Annotated in this window: 24 protein-coding genes; 15 read left to right on the top strand and 9 right to left on the bottom strand. The window is 42.9% G+C overall.

Annotation, left to right across the window (positions count from 1 at the left end; genetic code table 11):
- The first annotated feature begins 88 nt into the window (after nucleotides 1-88).
- The 4 genes from C4S38_RS05730 (at nucleotide 89) to C4S38_RS05715 (ending at nucleotide 2,848) form a co-directional block, all read left to right on the top strand.
- Nucleotides 89-1,258, top strand: a complete 1,170-nt coding sequence (locus C4S38_RS05730) for a C1 family peptidase (RefSeq protein ID WP_103982915.1) — start codon at nucleotides 89-91, stop codon at nucleotides 1,256-1,258.
- Nucleotides 1,259-1,510: 252 nt separating this feature from the next.
- The gene (locus tag C4S38_RS05725; RefSeq protein ID WP_103982914.1) at nucleotides 1,511-2,146 is read left to right on the top strand and encodes a ribonuclease H1 domain-containing protein; all 636 of its coding nucleotides are present in this window, start codon (nucleotides 1,511-1,513) and stop codon (nucleotides 2,144-2,146) included.
- Complete coding sequence (locus tag C4S38_RS05720) at nucleotides 2,110-2,487, top strand: nucleotidyltransferase family protein (RefSeq protein ID WP_234999296.1); 378 nt, start codon at nucleotides 2,110-2,112, stop codon at nucleotides 2,485-2,487. The genes C4S38_RS05725 and C4S38_RS05720 overlap by 37 nt, the downstream gene beginning before the upstream one ends.
- Nucleotides 2,480-2,848 (top strand): HepT-like ribonuclease domain-containing protein, encoded by a 369-nt coding sequence (locus tag C4S38_RS05715; protein WP_103982913.1) that lies wholly within the window; start codon nucleotides 2,480-2,482, stop codon nucleotides 2,846-2,848. The genes C4S38_RS05720 and C4S38_RS05715 overlap by 8 nt, the downstream gene beginning before the upstream one ends.
- 43 nt (nucleotides 2,849-2,891) lie before the next feature.
- Here the strand turns inward: C4S38_RS05715 and C4S38_RS05710 are convergent, their stop codons facing one another.
- Nucleotides 2,892-3,686 carry a glycosyltransferase family 2 protein gene (locus C4S38_RS05710; protein ID WP_103982912.1) on the bottom strand — a complete coding sequence of 265 codons (795 nt, stop codon included), beginning with the start codon at nucleotides 3,684-3,686 and terminating at the stop codon, nucleotides 2,892-2,894.
- 112 nt (nucleotides 3,687-3,798) lie between these two features.
- Here C4S38_RS05710 and C4S38_RS05705 point away from each other — a divergent pair, with 112 nt between their 5' ends.
- Together C4S38_RS05705 and C4S38_RS05700 are read left to right on the top strand one after the other, a co-directional pair.
- Complete coding sequence (locus C4S38_RS05705; protein WP_103982911.1) at nucleotides 3,799-4,698, top strand: glycosyltransferase family 2 protein; 900 nt, start codon at nucleotides 3,799-3,801, stop codon at nucleotides 4,696-4,698.
- A gap of 33 nt (nucleotides 4,699-4,731) precedes the next feature.
- Nucleotides 4,732-5,715 (top strand): glycosyltransferase family 4 protein, encoded by a 984-nt coding sequence (locus C4S38_RS05700; RefSeq protein ID WP_099464712.1) that lies wholly within the window; start codon nucleotides 4,732-4,734, stop codon nucleotides 5,713-5,715.
- Here C4S38_RS05700 and C4S38_RS05695 read toward each other — a convergent pair.
- From C4S38_RS05695 to C4S38_RS05685, 3 genes are read right to left on the bottom strand one after another with little or no spacing between them, the layout of a single operon-like run.
- Nucleotides 5,681-6,460: a lipopolysaccharide kinase InaA family protein gene (locus tag C4S38_RS05695; protein ID WP_160034641.1), complete on the bottom strand. Its 780-nt coding sequence runs from the start codon at nucleotides 6,458-6,460 to the stop codon at nucleotides 5,681-5,683. The genes C4S38_RS05700 and C4S38_RS05695 overlap by 35 nt on opposite strands.
- A gap of 2 nt (nucleotides 6,461-6,462) precedes the next feature.
- Nucleotides 6,463-7,752, bottom strand: coding sequence for a nucleotide sugar dehydrogenase (locus C4S38_RS05690; protein ID WP_099464714.1), 1,290 nt, complete (start codon nucleotides 7,750-7,752; stop codon nucleotides 6,463-6,465).
- A gap of 23 nt (nucleotides 7,753-7,775) precedes the next feature.
- A complete protein-coding gene (locus tag C4S38_RS05685) occupies nucleotides 7,776-8,753 on the bottom strand; it encodes an SDR family oxidoreductase (protein ID WP_103982909.1) in 978 nt (325 codons plus the stop codon).
- Nucleotides 8,754-8,911: 158 nt separating this feature from the next.
- Between C4S38_RS05685 and C4S38_RS05680 the strand changes: the two genes are divergently transcribed.
- Entirely contained in the window at nucleotides 8,912-9,682 is a 771-nt protein-coding gene (locus C4S38_RS05680) for a glycosyltransferase family A protein (protein ID WP_103982908.1), read from the top strand.
- Nucleotides 9,672-10,670: a polysaccharide deacetylase family protein gene (locus C4S38_RS05675; RefSeq protein ID WP_103982907.1), complete on the top strand. Its 999-nt coding sequence runs from the start codon at nucleotides 9,672-9,674 to the stop codon at nucleotides 10,668-10,670. Before C4S38_RS05680 ends, C4S38_RS05675 begins: the two co-directional genes overlap by 11 nt.
- Here the strand turns inward: C4S38_RS05675 and C4S38_RS05670 are convergent.
- Genes C4S38_RS05670 through C4S38_RS05660 form a run of 3 tightly spaced genes read right to left on the bottom strand, consistent with a single transcriptional unit; the run spans nucleotide 10,667 to nucleotide 13,461 of the window.
- Entirely contained in the window at nucleotides 10,667-11,794 is a 1,128-nt protein-coding gene (locus C4S38_RS05670) for a glycosyltransferase family 4 protein (RefSeq protein ID WP_103982906.1), read from the bottom strand. The genes C4S38_RS05675 and C4S38_RS05670 overlap by 4 nt on opposite strands.
- Nucleotides 11,795-11,816: 22 nt before the next feature.
- Nucleotides 11,817-12,854, bottom strand: coding sequence for a glycosyltransferase family 9 protein (locus C4S38_RS05665; RefSeq protein WP_103982905.1), 1,038 nt, complete (start codon nucleotides 12,852-12,854; stop codon nucleotides 11,817-11,819).
- Nucleotide 12,855: 1 nt separating this feature from the next.
- Entirely contained in the window at nucleotides 12,856-13,461 is a 606-nt protein-coding gene (locus C4S38_RS05660) for a DUF4254 domain-containing protein (protein ID WP_103982904.1), read from the bottom strand.
- A gap of 312 nt (nucleotides 13,462-13,773) precedes the next feature.
- Here C4S38_RS05660 and C4S38_RS05655 point away from each other — a divergent pair, with 312 nt between their 5' ends.
- The 3 genes from C4S38_RS05655 to C4S38_RS05645 are packed head-to-tail and all read left to right on the top strand — an operon-like array spanning nucleotide 13,774 to nucleotide 16,854.
- Nucleotides 13,774-14,973, top strand: a complete 1,200-nt coding sequence (locus C4S38_RS05655) for an MFS transporter (protein ID WP_103982903.1) — start codon at nucleotides 13,774-13,776, stop codon at nucleotides 14,971-14,973.
- A 17-nt stretch (nucleotides 14,974-14,990) separates the two neighbouring features.
- Nucleotides 14,991-16,103, top strand: coding sequence for a 4-phosphoerythronate dehydrogenase PdxB (pdxB, locus tag C4S38_RS05650; RefSeq protein WP_103982902.1), 1,113 nt, complete (start codon nucleotides 14,991-14,993; stop codon nucleotides 16,101-16,103).
- Nucleotides 16,104-16,122: 19 nt separating this feature from the next.
- The gene (locus C4S38_RS05645; protein WP_103982901.1) at nucleotides 16,123-16,854 is read left to right on the top strand and encodes a helix-turn-helix domain-containing protein; all 732 of its coding nucleotides are present in this window, start codon (nucleotides 16,123-16,125) and stop codon (nucleotides 16,852-16,854) included.
- Here the strand turns inward: C4S38_RS05645 and purN are convergent.
- A complete protein-coding gene (purN, locus tag C4S38_RS05640) occupies nucleotides 16,849-17,418 on the bottom strand; it encodes a phosphoribosylglycinamide formyltransferase (protein WP_099464724.1) in 570 nt (189 codons plus the stop codon). The genes C4S38_RS05645 and purN overlap by 6 nt on opposite strands.
- A 154-nt stretch (nucleotides 17,419-17,572) precedes the next feature.
- Between purN and C4S38_RS05635 the strand changes: the two genes are divergently transcribed.
- The 4 genes from C4S38_RS05635 to C4S38_RS05620 all read left to right on the top strand — a co-directional run bounded on the left by C4S38_RS05635 (nucleotide 17,573) and on the right by C4S38_RS05620 (nucleotide 22,594).
- Nucleotides 17,573-17,809, top strand: a complete 237-nt coding sequence (locus tag C4S38_RS05635) for an acyl carrier protein (RefSeq protein WP_099464725.1) — start codon at nucleotides 17,573-17,575, stop codon at nucleotides 17,807-17,809.
- Between the two features lie 21 nt (nucleotides 17,810-17,830).
- Entirely contained in the window at nucleotides 17,831-19,096 is a 1,266-nt protein-coding gene (gene fabF, locus C4S38_RS05630) for a beta-ketoacyl-ACP synthase II (RefSeq protein ID WP_103982900.1), read from the top strand.
- Between the two features lies 1 nt (nucleotide 19,097).
- Nucleotides 19,098-19,928 (top strand): ribonuclease III, encoded by an 831-nt coding sequence (gene rnc / locus C4S38_RS05625; protein WP_103982899.1) that lies wholly within the window; start codon nucleotides 19,098-19,100, stop codon nucleotides 19,926-19,928.
- Between the two features lie 71 nt (nucleotides 19,929-19,999).
- Nucleotides 20,000-22,594: a T9SS type A sorting domain-containing protein gene (locus C4S38_RS05620; RefSeq protein WP_103982898.1), complete on the top strand. Its 2,595-nt coding sequence runs from the start codon at nucleotides 20,000-20,002 to the stop codon at nucleotides 22,592-22,594.
- A gap of 64 nt (nucleotides 22,595-22,658) precedes the next feature.
- On the opposite strand, the gene C4S38_RS05615 is transcribed toward C4S38_RS05620, so the two are convergent.
- Nucleotides 22,659-23,672, bottom strand: a complete 1,014-nt coding sequence (locus C4S38_RS05615) for an ATP-dependent 6-phosphofructokinase (RefSeq protein WP_103982897.1) — start codon at nucleotides 23,670-23,672, stop codon at nucleotides 22,659-22,661.
- Between the last annotated feature and the right edge of the window lie 46 nt (nucleotides 23,673-23,718).

The following is a 23,718-nucleotide window of genomic DNA, read 5'->3' as shown; positions in this document are numbered from 1 at the left end:
ATTCTTTCTTTTGCTCAAAAAACTCGCAGATGTTAAATTAATTGTAAAACCAGTCTTACAAGCTGTGTAGGACGCTTAATATTTACGTATGAAAACACTCGCTTTATCTTGTGCCCTCCTGCTGGCTGCCGGCGGAACCTTTGCACAAGGCTACCAATTTACCGAAGTGGTCAAACTGCCGGCCACGCCTGTAAAGAACCAGGCATCAACAGGCACATGCTGGTGCTTTGCCACCACATCATTCCTCGAATCCGAGCTGCTGCGTATGGGAAAAGGCACGTACGACCTCTCCGAAATGTTCATCGTACGCCAGAAGTACATGAACCAGTTGCAAGACAACTACCTGCGCGAAGGAAAAGGCAATATCGGGCAAGGAAGCCTCTCGCACACCTACAAACACGCTTTCGACCAGGTAGGCGTAGTACCCGAAGAGGCCTACACAGGCATCAACTACAATTCGGATCGCCATAACCACGGCGAACTGGTCAAGTACCTCCACGCCATAGCCAACGTGGCCATACAACTACGCCACCGCAGCCCCGAATACGACAAGCTGATAAACAACCTGTTCGACACCTATCTGGGCAAACTCCCCGAAAAGTTCACCTACAAAGGGAAGGAATACACCCCCAAAACGTTTGCCGCCTCCCTTGGGCTCGACATGGACGATTATATCGAACTAACCAGTTTCACGCACCACCCCTACTATAAACCGTTCAGTCCCGAAGTGCCCGACAACTGGGAACACGAGCTAATGTATAACCTCCCGCTCGACGAATTGATATCCGTAATGGACAGCGCCCTGGGCAACGGCTATACCGTATGCTGGGACGGCGACGTAAGCGAGAAAGGCTTCTCCTTCAAAAACGGTGTAGCCATCAACCCCGAAGTCGTAAAAGTAGAAGACTTCTCTACCACCGACCGCGCCCGTTTCGAGAAGATGGACATAAAGGAACGCCTGGACGAGGTTTACAAGTTTGAACAACCCTGTCCGGAAATAAACGTCACACCCGAAGTACGTCAACAAGGCTTCGAAGCCTTTGTCACCACCGACGATCACCTGATGCACATCACCGGCATCGCCAAAGACCAGAACGGTACAAAGTATTACATCACCAAGAACTCCTGGGGGACAGACCGCAACGCCTTTGGCGGCTACCTGAACATGTCGGACAGCTTCGTACGTGCCAAGACCATCTACATCATGGTACACAAAGATGCCATTCCGGCCGGCACACGAGCCAAGCTAAAGCTCTAACCCGGATCTTCCTTTAGCACACACATTAAAACCATCTCCTTACCTAGGGAGATGATTGCCCCCTAAGTAGGGAGATAGTTTCTCCCTAGCTAAGGAGATTATTTCTCCCTAGGTAGGGAGCTTCGTCCGAAAGCCCAGGCACAAACACCATGGAAGCCTGGGCACAAGCCTACCGGGAGTATGCTAAAGACGCCTCCGAACTGGGAGGTCACGGATAATTATACTACCTTTGCGAAAAACAACAAGGCAAGCATGGCAAAGAATAAATACTACGTCGTATGGAAAGGAGTTGCTCCGGGCGTCTATGATAATTGGGCAGACTGCAAAGCCCAGGTAGAAGGACAAGACGGCGCCAAATACAAATCGTTCGAAACCGAAGAAGAGGCCGTCGCCGCCTACGAAAAAGGCTACATGCACTACCTGAAGACAACGGCCTCCTCTAGAGCCGCGGCAAAACTGTCGCCGGCACAACCTGTCGGAAAGCCCATCAACGAAAGCCTGGCTGTAGATGCGGCCTGCAGCGGCAACCCGGGCGACATGGAATACCGGGGTGTATACACCGCAACAGGGCAAGAGGTCTTTCGCATAGGCCCCCTGAAGCGGGGAACAAACAACATCGGCGAATTTCTGGCCATTGTACACGGGCTTGCCTTTCTGAAACAAAACGGTAGCGACCTTCCCCTCTATTCGGATAGCCGCAACGCCATCCTCTGGATACAGAAGAAGAAGTGCAAGACCCTGCTCGAACGCGAACCTGCCAACAAACCCATATTCGACCTCATAGAACGTGCCGAACGCTGGCTCAACACAAACACCTACACCACCCGCATCCTTAAATGGGAAACCTCCGAATGGGGAGAAATACCGGCGGATTTCGGGAGGAAATGATAGAACATTATATTAACTTTGCATACATAAAAGAGAAGGAAATAGACATGAAGACAAAAGCTGAATATTTAACGCTGCTCCGCAGTTACTTCCTGAACGATGCCCAACACTACGGAGTAGTAAGGATGGGACTCTTCGGGTCGGTAGTGCGCAACGAACAGACCGACGACAGCGATGTGGATATTGCCTACGAAGGCAAGCCGGACATCCTGTTGCGCAGCAGGATGAAACGAGAACTGGAAGCTCTATTTGGATGCAAAGTAGACCTGATTCGTTTACGCAAGCAGCTTACAGGCTCCACATTTGAGAAGAACATTTCAAAAGACTTAATCTATGTTTGACAAAGACCGTGTTTCCAACCTGCTTGACCGGATAGAAGACTCAATCCTTCTTATCCAAAGCAAAAGCGAACAACTAAACAGCCCTGATGATTTCTTGTTAACCCAGGATGGCGCATTTACATTGAGCGGCATCTGCATGCAGCTAATATTTATAGGAGAAAGCGTCAAGGTAATAGACAACAAAACCGGCCAAGCCTACCTGAACCGCTATCCACTCATCCCATGGATCGAGATCATGGGCTTACGTGATATTATTGCACACGAATATCATCGGATAGACGAGGAGGAGATATTTAACGTCATCAAGAACGATCTGCCTTTGTTACTAAGCACTATCAGGCAGATGAAAGGTGAACTATGACATAACGCCCCCCCAGCATGAATAAACCAAGAACAGGGTTGAATCATAGATACTTATCCACCCCGTTGGTGCACCTTATGACCTGATGGCTGCTTTGGCCTTCCATATACTTGAAGTTCTTATCGGCATTCTGCATGTATTTATCTTCGTGCCACAGGTGGTAGACAATGCCGGCAAACTTGAGGTAGCGCTTTACACATCCACTGGCCAGGAGGCGGTTGGCAAAGTCGTAATCCTCGCCTCCCCAACCTTCGAAGAACTCGTCGTAACCATTTATCCGGATGTAGTCTTCCTTATAAAAAGACATATTACAACCTAATCCGGGAGAAGCGTGCTTGCGGTAACGAGGCGCCAGAAACGAGGACAGGTGTTTGAAGTGGAAGCCATTCTCCGGCTTGCTTTCAATGCCTTTAGTCCAAGGCCATATCCGGGGAGCACGCCGCTCAAGGCATATCTTCGCGGTGAGTTCGCGATTCAGATTGACGCGTCCGCCCTTTACATAGATGCCTTTTCCGGACAGGCGTATGTGGTCTTCCACAAAACGGGGATGAAGGAAGACATCGCCGTCTATTTCTATAATATAGTTGCCCGAAGCAGCCGCCACGCTTTTATTACGCATCATTGCCAGGCGGAAGCCATTGTCTTCCTGCCAGACATGCACAATGGGGACTGGAAAGCCGCCTTTCATACGTTCTATCAGTTCTTTGGTTTCATCCTTCGAACCATCATCGCCTATTACTACCTCGTCGGGCAGTACTGTTTGGTGTCTGATACTGTCGAGGCAAACTTCCAAAGCGTCCGGACGATTATAAGTAGAGACAATCAGGGATACATTCATTGTGTAAGTATTTAGATTACATTAATTAAGGCAATAAAGGTAAATACTATTTCCTTTCCTGCCAAAGTAATCCCTATATTTGCACCACTGTACACATTCATAGTTTAAAACAATGACACAAAACGACAAGCGATTCTCCATACTCATCCCTACCTGGAACAATCTGGGTTACCTCAAACTGTGCCTGGAGAGCATCCGTAAGAACTCTACTTACAAACACCAGATACTGATTTATGTAAACGAAGGTTCGGATGGCACCGCAGACTGGTTGAAGGAGAACAAAGAATATGAATACATCCACAACAAAGAGAATGCCGGCGTCTGCTGGGCACTCAATGCCTTGCGAACACGGGTAAAGACGGATTATATCCTATACATGAATGACGATATGTACGTCTGCCCCGAATGGGACAAAGTGTTGTGGGAAGAGATCCAAAGGATGCCGGACAATAAGTTCTTCCTGTCCGCCACGCTGATACAGCCGCGCCCTTTTTTCTGCAAAAGCGTCATTGCTCCTGCTAATTTCGGAGAGAGCCTCGAAACGTTCAGAGAGCAGGACTTATTGGATAACTACCGCACATTGCCACATACGGACTGGTTCGGTTCTACCTGGCCTCCTAATGTGGTGCATAAAGAAATGTGGGATCTGGCAGGAGGCTACAGTGTAGAGTTCTCTCCCGGCATGTATAGCGATCCCGACTTTTCGGCCAAGCTGTGGATGGCAGGCGTACGTATCTTCAAGGGTCTGTCCGAAAGCCGGGTGTATCACTTCGAATCCGTTTCAACAGGCCGCGTAAGGAAGAATAACGGCAGTCTGCAATTCCTGCAGAAATGGGGTATCACATCCGCCTCTTTCATGAGAGATATCCTGAGACGAGGAGAGCCTTTCGATGCCGGCAAAATAGGCAAACCCAATGAATTGCTACTAAAGAAAGACATTTCACGCAGCCGGTTGAAGAAGTGGCTTTGCGCTTTCAAGAAGAGCGGACAGGCAAAAGCGCTCTGGGAATAAGGTTAAAACAATCTATAATATAAGAACTGAACTATGCATTTAGGAGTTATCTTACCGCATACCAAATTATACGGCGGCGTAAAACGCTTTCTGGAATTAGGTAATATATTTATTGAGAAGGGACATTCGTTTACGGTCTATACTCCCGACGGAGCCTCTCCCACCTGGTTCAATTTCAAAGGAGAGACAAAGCCTTTCTCTATGCTGACGGAAGATTCTATTGACGCTTTGTTCACCACCGAAGTAAAATTCATAGAACAACTTACCACAGCCAATGCCAGACGGAGAATACTTTATCATGTCCGCATCACCGAGAATCTGAAACCCTTCCTGAAGCATGGAGGAGTAGAGATATTTGCCTGCTCGTCCAATATCTACCTGCACGACAAAAAGAAATACGGCATCGAAGCGTTCAAGGCATTGGGTGGAGTTGATACTTCCAACTACAAGGCAAAGGAAAGCTATGCAGTAAAAGACCGTCCATTTGTAGTCATGGCCTACGGGCGCCTGGCCGAACGGGTAAAGGGGACAAAGTATGTTGTCCGTGCATGCGAAAAGCTTTACAAGAAGGGGTACAACATCCGCATGTTGCTATTCGATACGGCAATCAGCGAGAAAGCGCAGGAGCTGATAAACAACTTCACGGCCAGTGTGCCGTTCGACTTCATCCAGAACCATCCGTTCGATAAGAACTCGGAGATATTTAACAAGGCCGATCTATTTGTTGCTGCCGAACGTCATGCCGGATGGTCTAACACCGTGTCAGAGGCGATGGCATGTGCACTTCCGGTAATTGCCACCCAAGCCGGTACCAAAGACTTGCTGATAGACGGAGAAACAGGATTGCTCACCAAGCGATACACATTCCTGTTCCGCCGCAAGATTAAGAAACTGATAGAGGATGAGGCTCTACGCCAACAGCTCGGGCAAAACGCTTACCGGCATGTGAAGAACTTCGACTGGCATGCATTGGCCGACCGTATTATTTCGCATCTCGAGGGAACAACAGGCGTTTGATGCGGCGCCTGTTATCACGGATTATGCTCTTTAATTCTACAAAGTTATTATGGGCAGATGAATACTGCACAAGCTGCTCCGCCATGCGATTGGCATCGGCATGGCTCAGTTTAGCATATTCTTTCGCAATGATCCGTAATTTATCATCGGGCAGTTCCAGCATAGACAAGTTCTTCAGGCCTTTCTGCGTAGAGACAGGCTCGAAGCGTGTACGGTTCAGGTCTACCAGGTAGAAATGATAATTGCCGTCATCCTCTTTTCTAAGTAATGTATTACCGGGAGAATGGTCTATAAAGAAAATGCCTTTCTGATGGAAGTCGTAGGTAAAACGGGCAAAAGCGCGGTATACATCATCTTGTTCTTCCTCCGGCAATTCTGCAATTTCACGAAACGTTATTACTCCGTCCAGCTGAAGGGAGATATAATAGCTATAAGTCAGCCCGATGGCATCCTTATAAAGAATGTATCCGACAGGGGCAGGAGTTCCTACACCCATTTCCATCATACGTTCTGCATAATCGTACGAACGTCTGGCTTTTGAAGGGCGCACATAGGCATACGCTACTCTATTGATGATATGCGGAAGCTTAAATGACTTAATACACATGCGGAAACCTCCAATATCCATCACCTTCAGCACATTGCGTCCGCTATAAATAAGTTCACCCTCTTTATCAAAACGCTCGGGGATGGAAAGGATTTCCTTCTCAAGATGAGCGTATGCCGAACTTATCCGATACTGCATGTTCATAAGCGGTTATCAACAATAGCAGGATCGATACAACCTTTCACATCATACACAACTCCATTAGGAATGGTCAAAGCCTGAATATCCAGCGCAAGGAATTCTTTATGAGCCACAGCAAGAACAACGGCGGCATATTTGTGTTCCGGGAGCTTGTCCGTTACTACCAGTCCGTATTCGTGTTCAACATCCCGGGGTTTAGCCCAGGGATCATAAATAGTCACTTTCGTTTCATAATCCTGTAAGGCTTTTACCACATCATAAACCTTTGTATTACGTACATCGGGGCAATTCTCCTTAAAAGTAAAACCCAATATCAGCACTTCAGCATTACGTACCGGCAGGTCCTTCTTTATCATACATTTCACTACCTGATTAGCAATATACTCACCCATACTGTCATTTATACGCCGGCCGGCCAGGATTACTTCAGGATGATAGCCATAGTCTTGCGCTTTCTGAGCCAGATAGTAAGGGTCTACGCCTATACAATGTCCGCCTACCAAACCCGGTTTAAAAGGCAGGAAGTTCCACTTTGTAGCAGCAGCGGCAAGCACTTCACTGGTATCGATACCTATCAGATTGAATATCTTAGACAACTCATTGACAAATGCAATGTTTATATCCCGCTGCGAGTTTTCTATTACCTTAGCTGCTTCCGCCACTTTGATACCGGAGGCAAGGAAGGTTCCGGCTATAATAACAGAGTTATATACTTCGTCTATCTTTTTAGCCACTTCGGGAGTAGAGCCGGAAGTTACTTTCTTTATCTTCTCAACCGTATGTTCCTTATCCCCCGGATTGATACGCTCCGGAGAATAACCGGCATAAAAGTCTGCGTTGAATTTTAATCCCGACACCTTTTCGATCACCGGAACGCATTCTTCTTCCGTAACTCCGGGATAAACAGTCGACTCGAAAACAACAATATCGCCTTTGCCTATCACCTTGCCCACGGTTTCGCTGGCTTTATACAAAGGAGTAAGATCAGGGGAATGATGACGGTCTACCGGAGTAGGCACACATACGATATAAAAATTACTGTCCTTTATATCATCCAACCGGCAGGAGCAATACAAACCTTTCTCTCCGGCGGAAGGCACTTTATCTATCAATACAGATTGCAGAACCGAGTCGCCTACCTCTAATGTAGAATCATGTCCGGACATCAGCTCTTCCACTCTGGCCTGCTTCGCGTCAAAACCAACGACCGGATACTTAGAAGCAAACAATCGGGCCAAAGGCAAGCCTACATATCCTAATCCAATAACAGCAATCTTTATATTCTCCATGTTACAGTCATTTAATAATCGATTTATTTCAGGTTCTCCCAATACCAGCGAACCGATTGTTTCAATCCTTCCCGCATACTGAACTGCGGATTATAGCCCAGCAGCCTTTTAGCCTTTTCTATAGAAGCTAACGAATGTGGTATATCGCCCAAACGGTTAGGGCCGTGTTCAACTTCAATAGCCGCTATAGCCGGATCAAAATCACTCAGGTACTCTTTCAAACAACCAACCAGTTGATTCAGTGTCGTCCTTTCACCAAAAGCCGTATTATATACAGTATTAAGCGCTTCCTTATTGGAAGTAGAGAGCGCCAGCATATTCATCCGAATCACATTGTCTATATAAGTGAAGTCTCTGGAATATTCGCCATCTCCATTTATAACAGGCGATTTATGCTCCATAAGCAGTTTTACAAACAAAGGGATTACTGCCGCATAAGCTCCGTTCGGGTCCTGGCGTCGCCCGAATACATTAAAATAGCGTAAACCGATGCATTCCATTCCGTACGTTTTGGAAAAGACATCCGCATACAGTTCATTTACATACTTTGTCACTGCATAAGGAGACAAAGGCTTTCCTATTATATCCTCTTCTTTCGGTAAAGTAACAGAATCACCGTAAGTAGACGAACTGGCTGCATAAATAAAGCGTTTTACTTTTGCATCACGTGCCGCTACAAGCATATTTATAAATCCACTGATATTAACAGCATTGGTTGTAACCGGATCTTTTATGGATCGTGGCACGGAGCCTAGCGCAGCTTCATGCAACACATAATCTACTCCTTCCACCGCTTTTTCGCAATCCGATAAATTACGGATATCTCCCACAATCAATCTGAAAGAAGGATTATTAAAATGCGAACTGATATTTTCGGGTTTCCCGGTTGCAAAGTTATCCAGACATACCACCTTATACCCTTCCTGCAACAAATACTCACACAGGTTAGAACCTATAAAACCGGCTCCTCCCGTTACTAAAATAGTTGATCCTTTTTTCATGACTTTATGAACTTATCAGCCTCTAAAAGACAATACTGAAGGGCAAAGATAAGATATTCTTCCCGAATAATTGGATTGTAAAAAAACTTTGTCTAGTTTTGCCCTATCCCCTTTTCAGCATCTCAGGTAATTTTGATATAAGGTAAAACAAATTAAATATGAAGTCTATACAACCGGCAGACATCGAATTAAGTTATATAATGCCAGTATTCTTTAATCAGAAAAATACAAATGTCTTAACTAATTTATTGGAAGATTATTCCAAAATAGCCCCGGCAGTCCTGAAACGGATTCAATTTGTTATAGTCGATGATTGTTCGCCTATACCTGTAACAGTTCCCAGTCATATTAATATTAACTACCAGATTTATCGTATAATAAGCGATATCCGCTGGAATCAGGGAGGTGCCCGTAATCTGGGAGTTGTAAAAGCAATCAGCCCCAAAATAATACTGACCGATTGCGACCACTTCTTCCCAGAAAAACTTTTATCACAAATATTAGACAGCAAAATACCACAACATACATTATATAAATTCAAGCGGGTTGATGCTAATGGAAATCAGCAACAATCCCCTTGTAATATCTTTTATACTTCCAAAATGACTTTCTTTTCTTCCTTAGGATATGATGAAGAATTTTGTGGCAATTACGGATATGAAGATGTTATGTTCCGTCATTTCCAGCACGCAATGGGGAATAAAATTAAATACTTTACCCGTTTCAAGAAAATTATTTCCAATACAATAGACCGTGAAAATTCTTATCACAGTCTCGTACGTGACACAACCACCAACCTGGCATTAATGGAGGCAAAACTACCATTATTAAAAAATAAAAATCCATTTCAGGCCCATAGCCGATTATTCCTTAACTTTGAATATCAAAAAGTAGCAGAAAACTGGATACAATACAAACATGAGAAATAGTAAACTGAAACATAATCTGGTAGAGTTCGGTATTAGCCGCGCATTACGTTTTCTGAACAAAAATCCCAGAGTCATTTTCTATCATGGCGTAGATTTTGCAGAAAATAACCATTCCCTGCACATCAACCCTGATATATTTGAACAAGAGATAGCTTTTTTATCAAAGCACTACGAAGTAATATCCATTCATGAATATGAAAACCGCTTCCGTAATAACCAGTTTAATGGAAAAGAAATAGTTGTGACATTCGATGATGGATATAAGAACAATCTAACCATAGCCGCACCTATTCTAAAATCTTTGAATATTCCTTTCACCGTATTTATTTCGACCAATCATATCGAAAACGGGAATTATTTCCCAACAACAATAGCACGCATGATTATACGGAATAATAATCTATCTTTTGTAAAGATAGATTGCCTTAAGCTTAAGGCGGAATTAAAGAACAACATGCAGAGAGAGGCTATTTGTGACGCTGTTATCCATATCTTAAAACATTCCAATATCCGGCTGGTTAATGAAATCTGCCATCAGCTAATTGAAAATATATCACATGATGAATATGAAGAATTATGTCATTTCCACAAGATCGAAGCTCCGATGAACTGGGAAGATGTCATAAAACTCCATACAGAATACAACTGTACAATCGGATCACATTGTAAAGACCACTTCATCTGTAACATCTACCAGACAGAGGAAGAAACAAAAACACAATTGAAAGGTAGCAAACAAATCATTGAAGAAAAGCTACATGCTTCCTGCGACTACCTGGCTTACCCAAACGGAATTTATAATAAAGGAGATGTCACAGCTTATGCACAGCATACAGCCAAAGAGGCCGGTTATAAACTTGCTTTTACAACTGTTACAGATCGTTTAAGTGCAAAAAGCAATCCAATGCTAATGCCCCGGTGTGCAGCACGTTTCGAAATGGATGATTTTATTATGAAGCTGGTATTAAAACCTAAAATACAATTTTAAAGCAGTTCTTTATATAGCTCTATTATACGGCTGGCAATTATTTCATCGGAAAAGTTCTTTACAAAAGCTTTACCAGATTCGGTCATCTTCTTTACCAAATCGGGAGAAGACAATACTTTAGCAATACTTTCCGCCATTCCCGAGTCATCATCAGGATCAACATAAATAGAATCAGGTCCTCCGGCTTCTTCCAAACATGAGCCTGTTGCCGCAATTACCGGTATGCCCGAATGCAATGCTTCAATTACCGGAATACCGAATCCCTCAAAATAAGAAGGATACACAAATAAAGAGGCTTGTTGGTAAATAGCCGGTAAATCTTCAAAAGGCACATGATTCAAAAGACGGACACGGTCTGCCAGGTCATTTTCTTTCACATATTGTTCCACTTCGTCTGCATACTCCGTATGCTTGCCAATAGCAATCAGTACAACATCCTTGTCTATCTGCTTCATGGCTTTTACAGCCAAAAGTAAATTCTTTCGCCGTTCTATACTTCCCACATTTAATATATAGCGTTCCGGCAAGTTATAGGTTTTCCGGACAGCTGCTTTCTTCTCATCATCGGCGGGTTGTATAAAAGAATAATCGCAACCCTGATAAATAACTTTTATTTTATCAGCATCAATATGGAAAAAGCGGATGATATCTCTCTTTGTCATCTCGCTGATAGCAATTATGCGGTCTGCTTCACGGCAGGCTTTACGGAACTTATATGCATAGATAGAACGATCTATCCGGCTATAAAACCGGGGATAACGAAGGAATATCAGATCGTGAATTGTCACAACAGACTTAATACCCCGTTTCTTTAGTCCACAAGGCAGTTCATTACTTAATCCGTGAAACAATTCAATTTTATCTTTCTGTAGAACGGAAGATAATGCAACCGAACGCCAGAAAGCCTTCGGAAAGCATGTAATTAACCCGGAAGGATAATGAAAGCGTATCGCCTGACTGGTATTTACCTGTGCACGTAAATGGGCATCACCTTCACCCGGAGAGTAAAGTTCGTACAAATTACCAGGATAAAAAGAAGAAAGTATATTCACAATATACCTGCTATAATTACCTAATCCCGTCCTGTTATGAGTTATACGCTTAGCATCAAACCCTATCTTCATAGCCTTTTTATCAAATAGACTTTTATCCTTTTATGTCGAGTATGGAAAACACTTTAGTCAGAATGGCTTCGGGCTTTATTTGTGTCAGGCAAGCCCAATCACCACGAAAGCATGGTTTATCTCCAAAAACAGAACACGGACGGCATGGCAAATCCACCTGTATAGAATCTTGTTCCTTCTGATGATAACCATAGAAGCCGGCATAAGGATGAGTCGCACCCCAAATAGACAAGACACGCGTTCCTACCAAAGAAGCAAAATGCATGTTAGCAGAATCCATGCAAATCAATAAATCCAATTGGCTTATTAATGCCAATTCGTTGTCCAGCGTGTAACGCCCGACAACATTTTTCAGTCGTGGATACTGAAATGCCCAATCCTCCAATACTGCTTCTTCGTACCCTTTTGCTCCAAAAAGAAATACAGTAATATCCTCTTGTTCTGCCAGCCGGGCAACCACCTGTTCCATGTCGTCAACCGGGTATATCTTCCCCCGATGCTTGGCAAAAGGGGCGACACCGATCCATTTACCGGTTTTTACTCCGGCTATTGTTTCCATCCCGGACAAATCGGCTGGTTTTTGTTCATAAAGAGAAATAAAAGATTCTGTATAATTTAGACCGGCAGCACGAAATACATCCGCATACCTTTCTATTACCGGACGAAGCTGTTTAAGATTTTTGTCCTTCTGGCTTGTCAGACGGTCACGTTCTTTACGTGTTTTATCCAATACAAAGACAGACTTACCTTTCATGCGGAAAAAGCTCCGTACAATAATCGAACGAATTACATTATGCAAGTCCAACACAATATCGTATTGATATTGCGACAATGCCGAAGCAAATTTAAGTAATCCGCCCAACGTTTTCTCTGAACCTTTCGTATTTATTCCTATAACATTTACATTATCCGGACGATTCATGAACACCGGAATCAGAAAAGCCTGGGTCAATACCGTAAAAGTATCTGCAGGATTACTCTTGGCCGCAGAATAAATTACCGGAACTGTCATTGCCACATCCCCGATTGCAGAAAGTCTGATTACCAATACATTTGCCATCTTATTTATTTCCGTATAATACAGGATTCAAAGCCGGATCATTATACATCTTCATCTGTTTGTACACCTTCATGTATTTACGGCCGGTTTTAATATCTGCCAGTAACTGGTCGAGAGCAGTAGAAAGGTCCTTTTTCTGTTCCAACAGGATGGCTAGTTTCTTTTCGCAACTAGCTTTGTGTTCAACATCCGCATCCGGCCGGTTCACTTCCTGTTGCATGTGATAAATTTTCAGAATTAAAATAGATAAACGGTCTACTGCCCAGGCCGGACTTTCGGTATTGATCGTTGCATCCGGCAAAACGTTTACATTTTTATATCTGTCCAGAAAGAAACTATCGATCAGCTCCACCAAATCGGTACGGTCCTGATTGGACTTGTCAATACGGCGTTTAATAGCCAATGCCCCGACAGGATCGATAGATGGATTGCGGATTATATCCTCCAGATGCCATTGCACAGCATCAATCCAGTTCTTCAGGTAGAGATAAAATTCTATACTTTTTACTTCATAAGGATTGTGTATCGTTGCATCAACATGATCGGTAACATGGTAGGCTTCCGTAGCTTGTTCGAAAATCCGGCAGCATTGTTCACTAAAATTCATATTTTCATTTCTTTTACCGTAAATACTAAGATGCAAAGGTAATGAAATCTTTTTAATTCATTCTTTTAGCATGTAGTCTTTCTTTGGGACGAATACGACTTTTACCCACGATAAAAATATAGGTTGACAATTGTCAACCATACGGTTGACAATTGTCGGCCGCTTGGCTGATAATTATCAGCTGAACTTTTCATCTTGTTATTCGTACATAGATTGTTTACTGCAAACAAAAGGTTTTACCTGAAATCGTTCACATGCAGTGAATGATTTATTACTTTTGTACCGGAAAGAAACGATCTGAAACAACAAACAATGGCAAAGGACAAGCTAGTATCACCCGGTTTTTGCTATATATTGACGGCAAATTTTTTGTTATTTTTCGCCTTTTACCTCATATTGCCGATACTTCCTTTTTATCTGAAAGAGCAGTTTATGGCGGATAAGTCTATGATCGGATTCATCCTGTCATGTTATACGATAGCCTGTTTATGCATTCGTCCTTTTGCAGGCTATTTATTGGATACATTCTCCCGCCGTCCTTTATATCTGTTGGCATATTTTATATTTACCGCAATCTTCAGCGGCTATATGCTAGCTACGACATTAACGCTGTTTATTGCTTTACGTATTGTTCATGGTTTTGCCTTTGGCATGGTAACAGTATCCGGGAATACAATAGTAATCGACATCCTGCCTTCTTCACGCCGTGGCGAAGGCATCGGATATTACGGACTGGCCAATAATACGGCTATGAGTTTTGGGCCAATGATCGGATTATTCATGCACGGTACTTGCTCATACGAAGTAATATTCACCTGTTCCCTACTGTCCGGAAGTCTGGGGCTCATTATGGCCTATATGGTAAAAACACCTTATAAACAACCGGTAAAACGCGAACCCATATCATTAGACCGTTTTTTCCTGGTAAAAGGAGCATGGGCAGGAATTTCCCTGCTTTTACTTTCTATCCCTTATGGAATGACAACAACCTATGTCGCTATGTATGCAGAAGAATTGGGAATAACGGTCAATGCCGGGCTTTATTTCACCTTCATGGCAATAGGATTGGCAATATCAAGGCTTTTTTCAGGCAGACAAGTAGACAAAGGGCGGATTACATTAGTCATATCATTAGGTATGTATCTGGCCTGCATAAGTTTCTTTATGCTGGCGTCTTTACAGACATTGATGAAATGGAACCCTGGCTTTACCTCCTATCTCTATGTAGTAATAGCACTTCTACAAGGAGTGGCATTCGGTACAATGTTCCCGGCTTTCAACACCTTATTTGTCAATTTAGCTCCTAACAGCCAACGTGGTACGGCAACTTCCACTTACCTTACGAGCTGGGATGTAGGTATCGGTACCGGATTAATGATAGGTGGCTCCATAGCCCAGCGGTTCGGAGGTTTCGATTATGCCTATCTTTTTGGTGCCTGTTTAACCATCCTGTCCACTTTATTTTTCCAGATAAAAGCAAGTCCGCATTACAACAAGAATAAATTAAGATGACTTTAAACAATTAGAATATGAAAATAATAGCTGACAACACTGTTCCTTACCTGAAAGGCATAGCCGAACCTTTTGCCGAAGTCCTATATCTTAACTCTAAAGAATTTAATACCGAAAAAGTCAAAGATGCTGACGCATTGATTGTACGGAGCATCGATAAATGCAATCGCAAACTGCTTGAAGGAAGCAAGGTAAAACTGATCACGACGGCTACTATCGGTTTCGACCATATTGATACAAAATATTGCGCTGAAGCGGGAATCACATGGAAAAATGCTCCGGGATGCAATGCCATATCCGTAGCACAGTATGTGCTGGCGTCTATTGTAGCGATATCATTACACAAGAATGAATCATTGAATGGCAAGACCATTGGTATAATTGGTGTTGGCCATGTAGGAAAAGAGGTGGAAAAACTGTGTACAGCCTACGGCATGAAAGTATTACGAAACGATCCTCCACGGGAGGAAGCAGAGGGAAGAGCAGAATTCGTTTCACTCGACACAATAGCTCAAAAGGCAGATATTATTACCATACATGTGCCACTGACAAAAGAAGGGCGTTTCGCTACCCGCCATCTTGCCGACGAAGAGTTTTTCAACAAGTTAAAAAGAAACCCCTGGTTCATCAACAGTTGCCGTGGAGCAGTACACGACACGCAGGCATTGCTACAAGCTAAACGGGAGAACAAAATAAGCGAACTAGTTATCGATTGTTGGGAAAATGAACCGGACATTGACCGTGAATTATTAGAAGAAGCAATCATCGCAACTCCACATATTGCAGGATTTTCTGCTGACGGAAAAGCAAACGGAACAAGAACCTGTTTAGAAAATATCGGCAAGTTTTTTCACATCACAATAGAAAAAATAGGAGAAGTAACTCCACCCGCTCCTCAAAACACAATTATTGATTTGAATCGTTTTTCCACACAAAGCAGAATTGAGCAAGCTATACTGGCAAGCTTTAATCCAACAGTTGTAGATAAAGCACTTCGAGAAGCGCCTGATAAATTTGAATGGTTCCGTACAAATTACAATCATCCCCGGGAGTTTAGGGCATATACAGTAATAAATGCCACCCCGGAAGAGCGGCATCTACTACTTTCGTTAGGGTTCAACTCTAAATAGAAAACAAATACATGCCGATATGAAACAGCCCTTACTCTTTTGCTTTATACTACTAACAACCCAATTTTCCATAGGTTTCTTTCAAAACAATAATAAATTAACCCTGGAATACATATATAACCAGACAATACTGGCTTCGGAGAAAGCAGTCACACATGCCGACACAGCAGAACTACAAGATCAGAGCAGGCTATTTATTATTTCTGCATACATAATTATATTGTTACTTCTTCTAACTTGGCTTACCTATCGAAATAGTCAAATTGTCAGACATAAAAACAAAATTATAGCAAATCTGACTGATCAACTTATTTCTTGCAGGGATCAACTACAACAAGCTCGCGAAACAATCAAAGAACTAAGCCAATCAAATATCAAGTCGCCTGTAAAAGAGATCGTCTCAATAACAAATGAGCCTGCCGACAGCGACCTATTCGCAACATTACAAGAAATAATAGTTAAAGAAAAACTTTTCTTGCAACCAGATCTTACACGCGAATATCTTCTAAAACGAATAAAAACGGATAAAAACAGATTTGCCCGGATGCTCCAGGAAAATGCAAACAGCAACTTCAACAGTTACATTAACGATATGCGATTGGAATATTCCATGCTTTTAATGAAACAATATCCCCACCACACTATTCAAGCCATTGCGCAAGATTCAGGCATTAGCAATGTCAGAACCTACCACCGCCTTTTCAAAGAAAAAATGGGAATGACACCTGCGGAATATAAAGCTGCATTATAACATATTTAAAACCTCCTCTATCACATGCGGGTAATGAGCATATTCCAACGCATGCACTTTGGTTGCTACTTCTTCCGGAGTATCTGAAGAAAGAACCGGGCATGTAGCCTGAAAAATAATAGCCCCTTCATCATAATTCTCATCTATATAATGTATAGTAATACCAGATTCTTTTTCTTTGGCAGCAACGACAGCCTCATGCACGTGCATACCAAACATACCTTTTCCTCCATACTTAGGCAATAATGCAGGATGTATATTAATTATTTTTCCCGGATATGCTTTTAATAAAGCATCGGAAATCTTATTCATAAAACCAGCGAGAACAATAAAATCAATTTTATACTCGGTCAACTTTGCCAAGACAGCTTTCCCCTCAACAAATTCATCCCTGGAAAAAACAAATGAAGGTACTCCCAGTTTATTTACCCGGGCATGTACACCGACATTACGATTATTTGATAAAACAACTGCAACATTAACAGTTTCACTTTTAGCAAAATATCGGGCTATATTTTCGGCATTCGTACCCGAACCGGAGGCAAAAATCGCTATATTCTTCATATTTTTTGATGTTTTAGTGCACAAGAAAAGAAATAATGTGCAGTTTTCCGCATTTTTAGCTCATTAAATTTGTTTTGTAACATAAAAAATTCTTTTCTTTGCACTGCAAATTTAAAAAGTATATTCGTATTTATTAATCTAAATTGAAAAAGTTATGTCTGAAGTTTCTGAAAGAGTAAAAGCTATTATCGTTGATAAATTAAGTGTTGAAGAAACAGAAGTTACAAACGAAGCAAGCTTTACTAATGATCTAGGAGCAGACTCTCTTGACACTGTTGAATTGATTATGGAATTCGAAAAAGAATTCGGTATCTCTATTCCTGATGATCAAGCAGAAAAGATTACAACAGTAGGTGACGCTATTAAGTACATCGAAGAAAACGCGAAGTAATCAATCCTTTTATTGAAAGGTATGGAATTAAAAAGAGTTGTGGTAACAGGTCTTGGAGCTATTTCTCCGCTTGGCAATACCCTTCCTGAAACATGGGAAGGTATTATCAATGGGAAAAGTGGAGCCGGGCCTATTACTCAGTTTGATGCATCCAAATTCAAGACTCAATTTGCATGCGAAGTAAAAGGCTTCGATCCATTGACAGTTATGGATCGCAAAGAAGCCCGCAAATGTGATCGTTATAGCTTATTCGCAATTGATGCTGCTAAACAAGCGATCGCTGATGCAGCAATGGACTTGGATAAGGAAGACAAGAACCGTATCGGCGTTATTTTTGCCTCTGGTATAGGTGGTATCAAGACATTTGACGAAGAAGTACTAGGATATGCAAAGACTAAAGACACAATTGGTCCGAAGTTTAATCCTTTCTTCATCCCGAAAATGATTTCAGACATTGCAGCCGGACATATCTCCATGCTTTATGGATTTCATGGTCCGAACTTTGCTACAGTCTCTGCTTGTGCTTCTTCTACAAACGCAATTAGCGACGCATACAATTACATCCGCTTAGGCAAGGCTAATGTCATTGTCACAGGTGGTGCAGAAGCTGCTATTTCAGAATCAGGCGTAGGTGGATTCAATTCAATGAATGCATTATCAACGCGTAACGATTCTCCCGAAACAGCCTCTCGTCCATTCAGTGCAAGCCGCGACGGATTTGTAATGGGAGAAGGTGGTGCTTGTCTGATATTAGAAGAAATGGAACACGCTTTGGCGCGTGGAGCTAAAATATATTGCGAAATTGCAGGAACAGGAATGTCTGCTGATGCATATCATTTGACAGCTTCCCATCCGGATGGATTAGGAGCGAAGTTAGTTATGCGCAACGCATTAGAAGATGCCGGAATGGCTCCGGAAGATATTGATTATATCAATGTTCACGGTACATCAACTCCGGTAGGTGATATCTCAGAAGTAAAAGCGATCAAAGAAGTTTTCGGAGAACACGCTTACAAGCTGAATATCAGCTCTACGAAATCAATGACCGGTCACCTGTTAGGTGCCGCCGGAGCAATAGAAGCAATGCTCTGCATTATGGCAATAAATAACGGTATCGTTCCTCCTACAATCAACCACGCAGAAGGTGATGATGATCCGGAAATAGACTATAAACTGAATTTCACATTCAATAAAGCTCAAAAAAGAGAAGTACGGGCTGCACTGTCAAATACCTTCGGGTTCGGTGGTCATAATGCCTGCGCGATCGTTAAAAAATTTGTGAAGTAACGTGTTTTCAAAGCTATACAAAACAATAAGGCTCCTTAAAAATAAAGGTAAGGAGCCTTATTCTTCTTTATATAAAATACTAGGTTTTTACCCTGAGAATATCCACATCTACGAACAGGCATTTCTACATAAATCTTCATCTATAGAAGGTAATGACGGGAAATGGATAAATAATGAACGGTTGGAATTTTTAGGGGATGCAGTATTAGATGCAGTAGTTGCTGATATTGTATATAAACACTTCCAAAACCGGAAAGAAGGATTCCTTACCAATACCCGCTCAAAAATCGTACAACGTGAGACTTTAAACAGAATAGCCTTGGAAATAGGATTAGACAAGTTTGTCGTATACTCTGCCAAGTTAAGCTCCCATAATAATCACATGTACGGAAATGCCCTCGAAGCCTTATTCGGTGCTATTTATCTGGACAAAGGTTTTGATACATGCTATAAATTTATTCAGAATGTCATTATCAAACAACATATTGACTTAGATAATATCGCTCGCAAAGAGGTCAACTTTAAATCCAGCCTGATAGAATGGAGCCAGAAAAATAAGCTCGAAATTAAGTTCGATCTGATTGAATCTTTTACTGATAACGATGGAAATCCTGTTTTTCAAACAGCTATTACTCTCTCGGATGTACAAATAGGAGTAGGCATCGGTTATTCTAAAAAAGAATCACAGCAGAATGCCGCGAAAATGGCAATAAAAAAACTGCGCACAGACAGAGATTTCCAACTCTTCATATCCGAGCTAAAGAAAAAGCGTACCGGAGAAAATACAAGCGAAAAGGAATTTGAAGAATTACCCGAGGAAGAAACTGTATGATAAACAGCAAAACTTAGGTATATCGTTTGATTCGTTATATAAGAATAAGCTCGTATAAAAAAGTTGTATGTATGAAAAACCAGTACAGTAAACTTCTCCGAATATTAATAACCGACATATTATATATCGGTTATTTCTCGATTTCAAGTTCGTTGGCGCAGATCAGCGAAGGAGGACTCCCCCCCAGCTTTCAATTCGCAGGTTCACTTCGAAGTGAAAAGCTAGCAGAACAAGTTCCAGTGAATTTCAGTGTGGAAGACCTCAAGACGGTCGATGCGTGGAGGGTCAGCCAAGGCGCTCCGTTGCGTGTAGCCAAGTCGATCCCAACCAGCTTCGACATCGCCGATAGCGGCGATTGGATTTCACTACCCGACGGCAGCCAAGTATGGCAACTTCACCTTCAAGCGAAAGGAGCGATCGCCTTGATCCTGTATTACTCCGATTTTTATATCCCCAAAGGTGCCCGGTTATACCTGTATAACGCAGCGAAAAACCAAGTATTGGGTGCCTATACGCATCGTACGCATCCTAAAAACGGACCGTTCGCAACCCAAGCCGTAGCAGGCGATGAGGTGATCCTCGAATATGTACCGGCACCATCCGGCGAGACACCTCGACTACGCATCCGGGAGGTCGGTTACGGGTATAATCATCTTGAAGCGATCATGCCAGAAGTACAGGAAGCGCCGGGAGCCGGCTTTTCAGAAGCTTGCGAAGTGAATATCAATTGCGAGGAGGGAGCCGATTGGCAGGAGCAAAAGAAGGGGGTGATACAAATGATTCAATACATCCGTAATAAAAAGGGAGAAGGAGGAAGCTATATTTGTACAGCTTCTCTGGTAAATAATACGGCCCGTGACAAAAAGCCTTATGTATTATCCGCCTTCCATTGTTCGCAAGATATGTTGGGTGAACAGACGGTTACTCCCGAGGAATTAGCAGTCTGGTTGTTTTATTTCCACCAAGAACATGTGGGCTGCGATAATGAGTCACCCATTTATCCGATAAAAACCATGGTAGGATGTACACGGAAAGCCTCTACCCCTATCGAAAACGGTTCCGACGGACTGTTGCTGTTGCTTAACGACGAGATCCCCGACGATTATAATGTATTCTTTAACGGATGGGATCGTTCAAATATGCTTTCACTCTCGGGCGTAGGCATCCATCATCCTTCCGGCGATTATATGAAAATCTCCACCTATGGAAATTATCCGACAGGATCGATTACATGGCGTAATAGTGATGTTGGAAAAACCGGGGCCACGAACGCTCATTGGAACGCTACTTTCGATGCCACGCTAAACGGACACGGGGTGACCGAGGGAGGTTCTTCCGGTTCGCCTTTATTTAATAGCAAAGGTTTGATTATAGGTACGCTGAGCGGTGGAAGCTCCAGTTGCGAACTGCCCGAAGGATTGAATTTATACGGTAAATTGTATTATCACTGGAATAAATACAGTGATAATGATACAGCCCGGATGGATGTCTGGCTAGATCCACTCGGAACGGGCGTCACCTCGTTGCAGGGAATGACGCAGGATGGGAAAACGATCGGAAACGAGTATGAAGGTCCGACAGATTTGAAATACAAACAGATCTCCACTAGTGAGATTCAACTGACATGGAATGCCCCAGTCCTCGAAAAAATAGCTGGTTGGGGATCACAAGATCGTTATCAACAGTTCGGTCTCGGAGGAGATCCATTCTATTTCGCTCAGAAATGGGATACGAAAGATCTACAACCGGTGCATAAAAAAACGATCCGGAAGGTTAATTTCTATCCGCAGGAAGGAGTCACTTATGGAGTCTATATCAAACAGGGAAACCGGGAGTATGAAGAGAGTTTCACTCAACTGAAATCAGGTAAAATAAATTCGGTCACACTTAAAACACCATTCGTAATCGATGCGAAGCAGGATTTACTGGTAGCCATTCATGTGATAAGCTATGCTAATAACACATACCCGGCATGCTCCGATGAAGGCCCCGCAGTCGATGGAAAAGGGAATTTATATTCTTTGGACGGGAAAAAATGGGAAACATTCTCAGATGATGAGCTAGATGCCAATGTTGTGTTATCGATCGTAATAAGCGCGGAAGAAGGTGAGCTCCCCTCAAGTTCCGTATTCTCCACGAGCACTTTCTCGGAGAAACCGCAACCCATGAGAACAGGCCGATTATCATTCCGGAAACTGGCTATCGCCTCCGATGCGCAAGAAGCAGAGTTGATCACGGCTTTTCCGGAGCTGACCGGTTATAAGGTATATCAAGATACCCGAGAACTGACGACATTACCTGTTTCTCAACGGAATTATACGGTGAAAAATCTGACGACAAGTACCCCTCTGCTCCAAGTAACGGCACTTTATAGTACCGACGAGAGCGCTCCGGCTACAGTAATTCCGGAAACGAGCGTAGGTAACGAACTGAAGCCAACAGGCGAAGAAGTAGACATTCAACCACGTATCTTCTCGAATGAAGTACAGATCCAGAATTATCAACAACTGAAATCGCTTGATATCTACAGGGCCGATGGAAAGTTGATACGTAGCATCCCGCAACCGGGAAGCAGTCTCAGCACGGGTGATTTTGCCACTGGAGTGTATATCTTCCGCTTAACTACCGAAAAGGGAAGCCAAACCGTTCAAGGTATTAAGAAATAAACGGCCGCCTACTAGTATAAAGTAAAAAAGGTTGTGCGTCAGAGGACGCACAACCTTTTTTATTTTATTTCCCGAATGTTACCCCCATCCTTTTTCCTTGAATAATCAAATCGTGCTCCGGTGTTACAAGTTTTAGCTTACCTGCCACTTCCGATAGAGGAATAGATCCGACAGACGCCCCTTTCATGCACACCATCCTTCCGAATTGTCTATTAGCAATCAATTCCGTAGCGTGACCTCCAAGACGTGTAGCAAGGTTACGGTCAAAAGGAGACGGATTTCCTCCCCGCTGTGTATACCCTAATACAGTATCGCGAGTCTCAATGCCCGTAACGGCCTCTATTTCTTTCGTAATATAATCAGACGGACGTTTTTTGTCCGGAGTATCAATACCTTCGGCAACAACAACAATAGAATAGGGCTTTCCGCGGTGGGCACGATTCAGAATTGCTTCATTTACCTTGTTAATGTCATACCCCAATTCGGGCAATAAAATAACATCCGCCCCTCCGGCCATACCGGCATATAAAGCAATCCAGCCGGCATGATGTCCCATAACTTCCACAACCATCACTCTTTTATGAGAACTTGCAGTGGAATGCAGGCGGTCTATAGATTCGGTTGCAATGTTAACTGCCGTATCGAATCCAAAAGTAATATCCGTTCCCCAAACGTCATTATCGATCGTCTTAGGAACGCCTATTACGTTCAATCCTAAGCGGGCAAGGAGATTCGCCGTTTTCTGCGTGCCGTTTCCTCCTATGCATACAAGACAATCTAATCCTAATTCTTCATAATTCTGCTTAATAATCTGAGGCTTTTCAGTATCGCCCGAAGCTAATAATTTACGAAAAGGCTTTTCACGAGAAGTTCCCAGAATAGTCCCTCCCAGATTAAGTATTCCGGAGAGGCTTCTCTCATCAAAGGTCTGTATATCCTTATTCAGAAGGCCTATAAAGCCGCTGTGGATTCCTATTACATCCATTCCATAGTGCATGATAGCAGTCTTGCCAACGCCACGTATTGTAGCATTGATACCAGGGCAATCGCCGCCGGATGAGAGAATCCCTATTTTCATAGTAACGTTAATTTATTATTAGGCAAAGATATAAATAAAAAGAGAA

This window comes from Parabacteroides chinchillae (genome assembly GCF_900108035.1).
Taxonomy (GTDB): domain Bacteria; phylum Bacteroidota; class Bacteroidia; order Bacteroidales; family Tannerellaceae; genus Parabacteroides; species Parabacteroides chinchillae.
Note: the sequence above shows the minus strand (reverse complement) of the source record. Positions and strands in the feature narration are given on the sequence as shown.

What these genes read in the sequence shown, in the direction of transcription:
- C4S38_RS05730 (WP_103982915.1), top strand. Translation starts at nt 89, where the DNA reads ATGAAAACACTCGCTTTATCTTGTGCCCTCCTGCTGGCTGCCGGCGGA.
- C4S38_RS05725 (WP_103982914.1), top strand. Translation starts at nt 1,511, where the DNA reads ATGGCAAAGAATAAATACTACGTCGTATGGAAAGGAGTTGCTCCGGGC.
- C4S38_RS05720 (WP_234999296.1), top strand. Translation starts at nt 2,110, where the DNA reads ATGGGGAGAAATACCGGCGGATTTCGGGAGGAAATGATAGAACATTAT.
- C4S38_RS05715 (WP_103982913.1), top strand. Translation starts at nt 2,480, where the DNA reads ATGTTTGACAAAGACCGTGTTTCCAACCTGCTTGACCGGATAGAAGAC.
- C4S38_RS05710 (WP_103982912.1), bottom strand. Translation starts at nt 3,686, where the DNA reads ATGAATGTATCCCTGATTGTCTCTACTTATAATCGTCCGGACGCTTTG.
- C4S38_RS05705 (WP_103982911.1), top strand. Translation starts at nt 3,799, where the DNA reads ATGACACAAAACGACAAGCGATTCTCCATACTCATCCCTACCTGGAAC.
- C4S38_RS05700 (WP_099464712.1), top strand. Translation starts at nt 4,732, where the DNA reads ATGCATTTAGGAGTTATCTTACCGCATACCAAATTATACGGCGGCGTA.
- C4S38_RS05695 (WP_160034641.1), bottom strand. Translation starts at nt 6,460, where the DNA reads ATGCAGTATCGGATAAGTTCGGCATACGCTCATCTTGAGAAGGAAATC.
- C4S38_RS05690 (WP_099464714.1), bottom strand. Translation starts at nt 7,752, where the DNA reads ATGGAGAATATAAAGATTGCTGTTATTGGATTAGGATATGTAGGCTTG.
- C4S38_RS05685 (WP_103982909.1), bottom strand. Translation starts at nt 8,753, where the DNA reads ATGAAAAAAGGATCAACTATTTTAGTAACGGGAGGAGCCGGTTTTATA.
- C4S38_RS05680 (WP_103982908.1), top strand. Translation starts at nt 8,912, where the DNA reads ATGAAGTCTATACAACCGGCAGACATCGAATTAAGTTATATAATGCCA.
- C4S38_RS05675 (WP_103982907.1), top strand. Translation starts at nt 9,672, where the DNA reads ATGAGAAATAGTAAACTGAAACATAATCTGGTAGAGTTCGGTATTAGC.
- C4S38_RS05670 (WP_103982906.1), bottom strand. Translation starts at nt 11,794, where the DNA reads ATGAAGATAGGGTTTGATGCTAAGCGTATAACTCATAACAGGACGGGA.
- C4S38_RS05665 (WP_103982905.1), bottom strand. Translation starts at nt 12,854, where the DNA reads ATGGCAAATGTATTGGTAATCAGACTTTCTGCAATCGGGGATGTGGCA.
- C4S38_RS05660 (WP_103982904.1), bottom strand. Translation starts at nt 13,461, where the DNA reads ATGAATTTTAGTGAACAATGCTGCCGGATTTTCGAACAAGCTACGGAA.
- C4S38_RS05655 (WP_103982903.1), top strand. Translation starts at nt 13,774, where the DNA reads ATGGCAAAGGACAAGCTAGTATCACCCGGTTTTTGCTATATATTGACG.
- pdxB (WP_103982902.1), top strand. Translation starts at nt 14,991, where the DNA reads ATGAAAATAATAGCTGACAACACTGTTCCTTACCTGAAAGGCATAGCC.
- C4S38_RS05645 (WP_103982901.1), top strand. Translation starts at nt 16,123, where the DNA reads ATGAAACAGCCCTTACTCTTTTGCTTTATACTACTAACAACCCAATTT.
- purN (WP_099464724.1), bottom strand. Translation starts at nt 17,418, where the DNA reads ATGAAGAATATAGCGATTTTTGCCTCCGGTTCGGGTACGAATGCCGAA.
- C4S38_RS05635 (WP_099464725.1), top strand. Translation starts at nt 17,573, where the DNA reads ATGTCTGAAGTTTCTGAAAGAGTAAAAGCTATTATCGTTGATAAATTA.
- fabF (WP_103982900.1), top strand. Translation starts at nt 17,831, where the DNA reads ATGGAATTAAAAAGAGTTGTGGTAACAGGTCTTGGAGCTATTTCTCCG.
- C4S38_RS05620 (WP_103982898.1), top strand. Translation starts at nt 20,000, where the DNA reads ATGAAAAACCAGTACAGTAAACTTCTCCGAATATTAATAACCGACATA.
- C4S38_RS05615 (WP_103982897.1), bottom strand. Translation starts at nt 23,672, where the DNA reads ATGAAAATAGGGATTCTCTCATCCGGCGGCGATTGCCCTGGTATCAAT.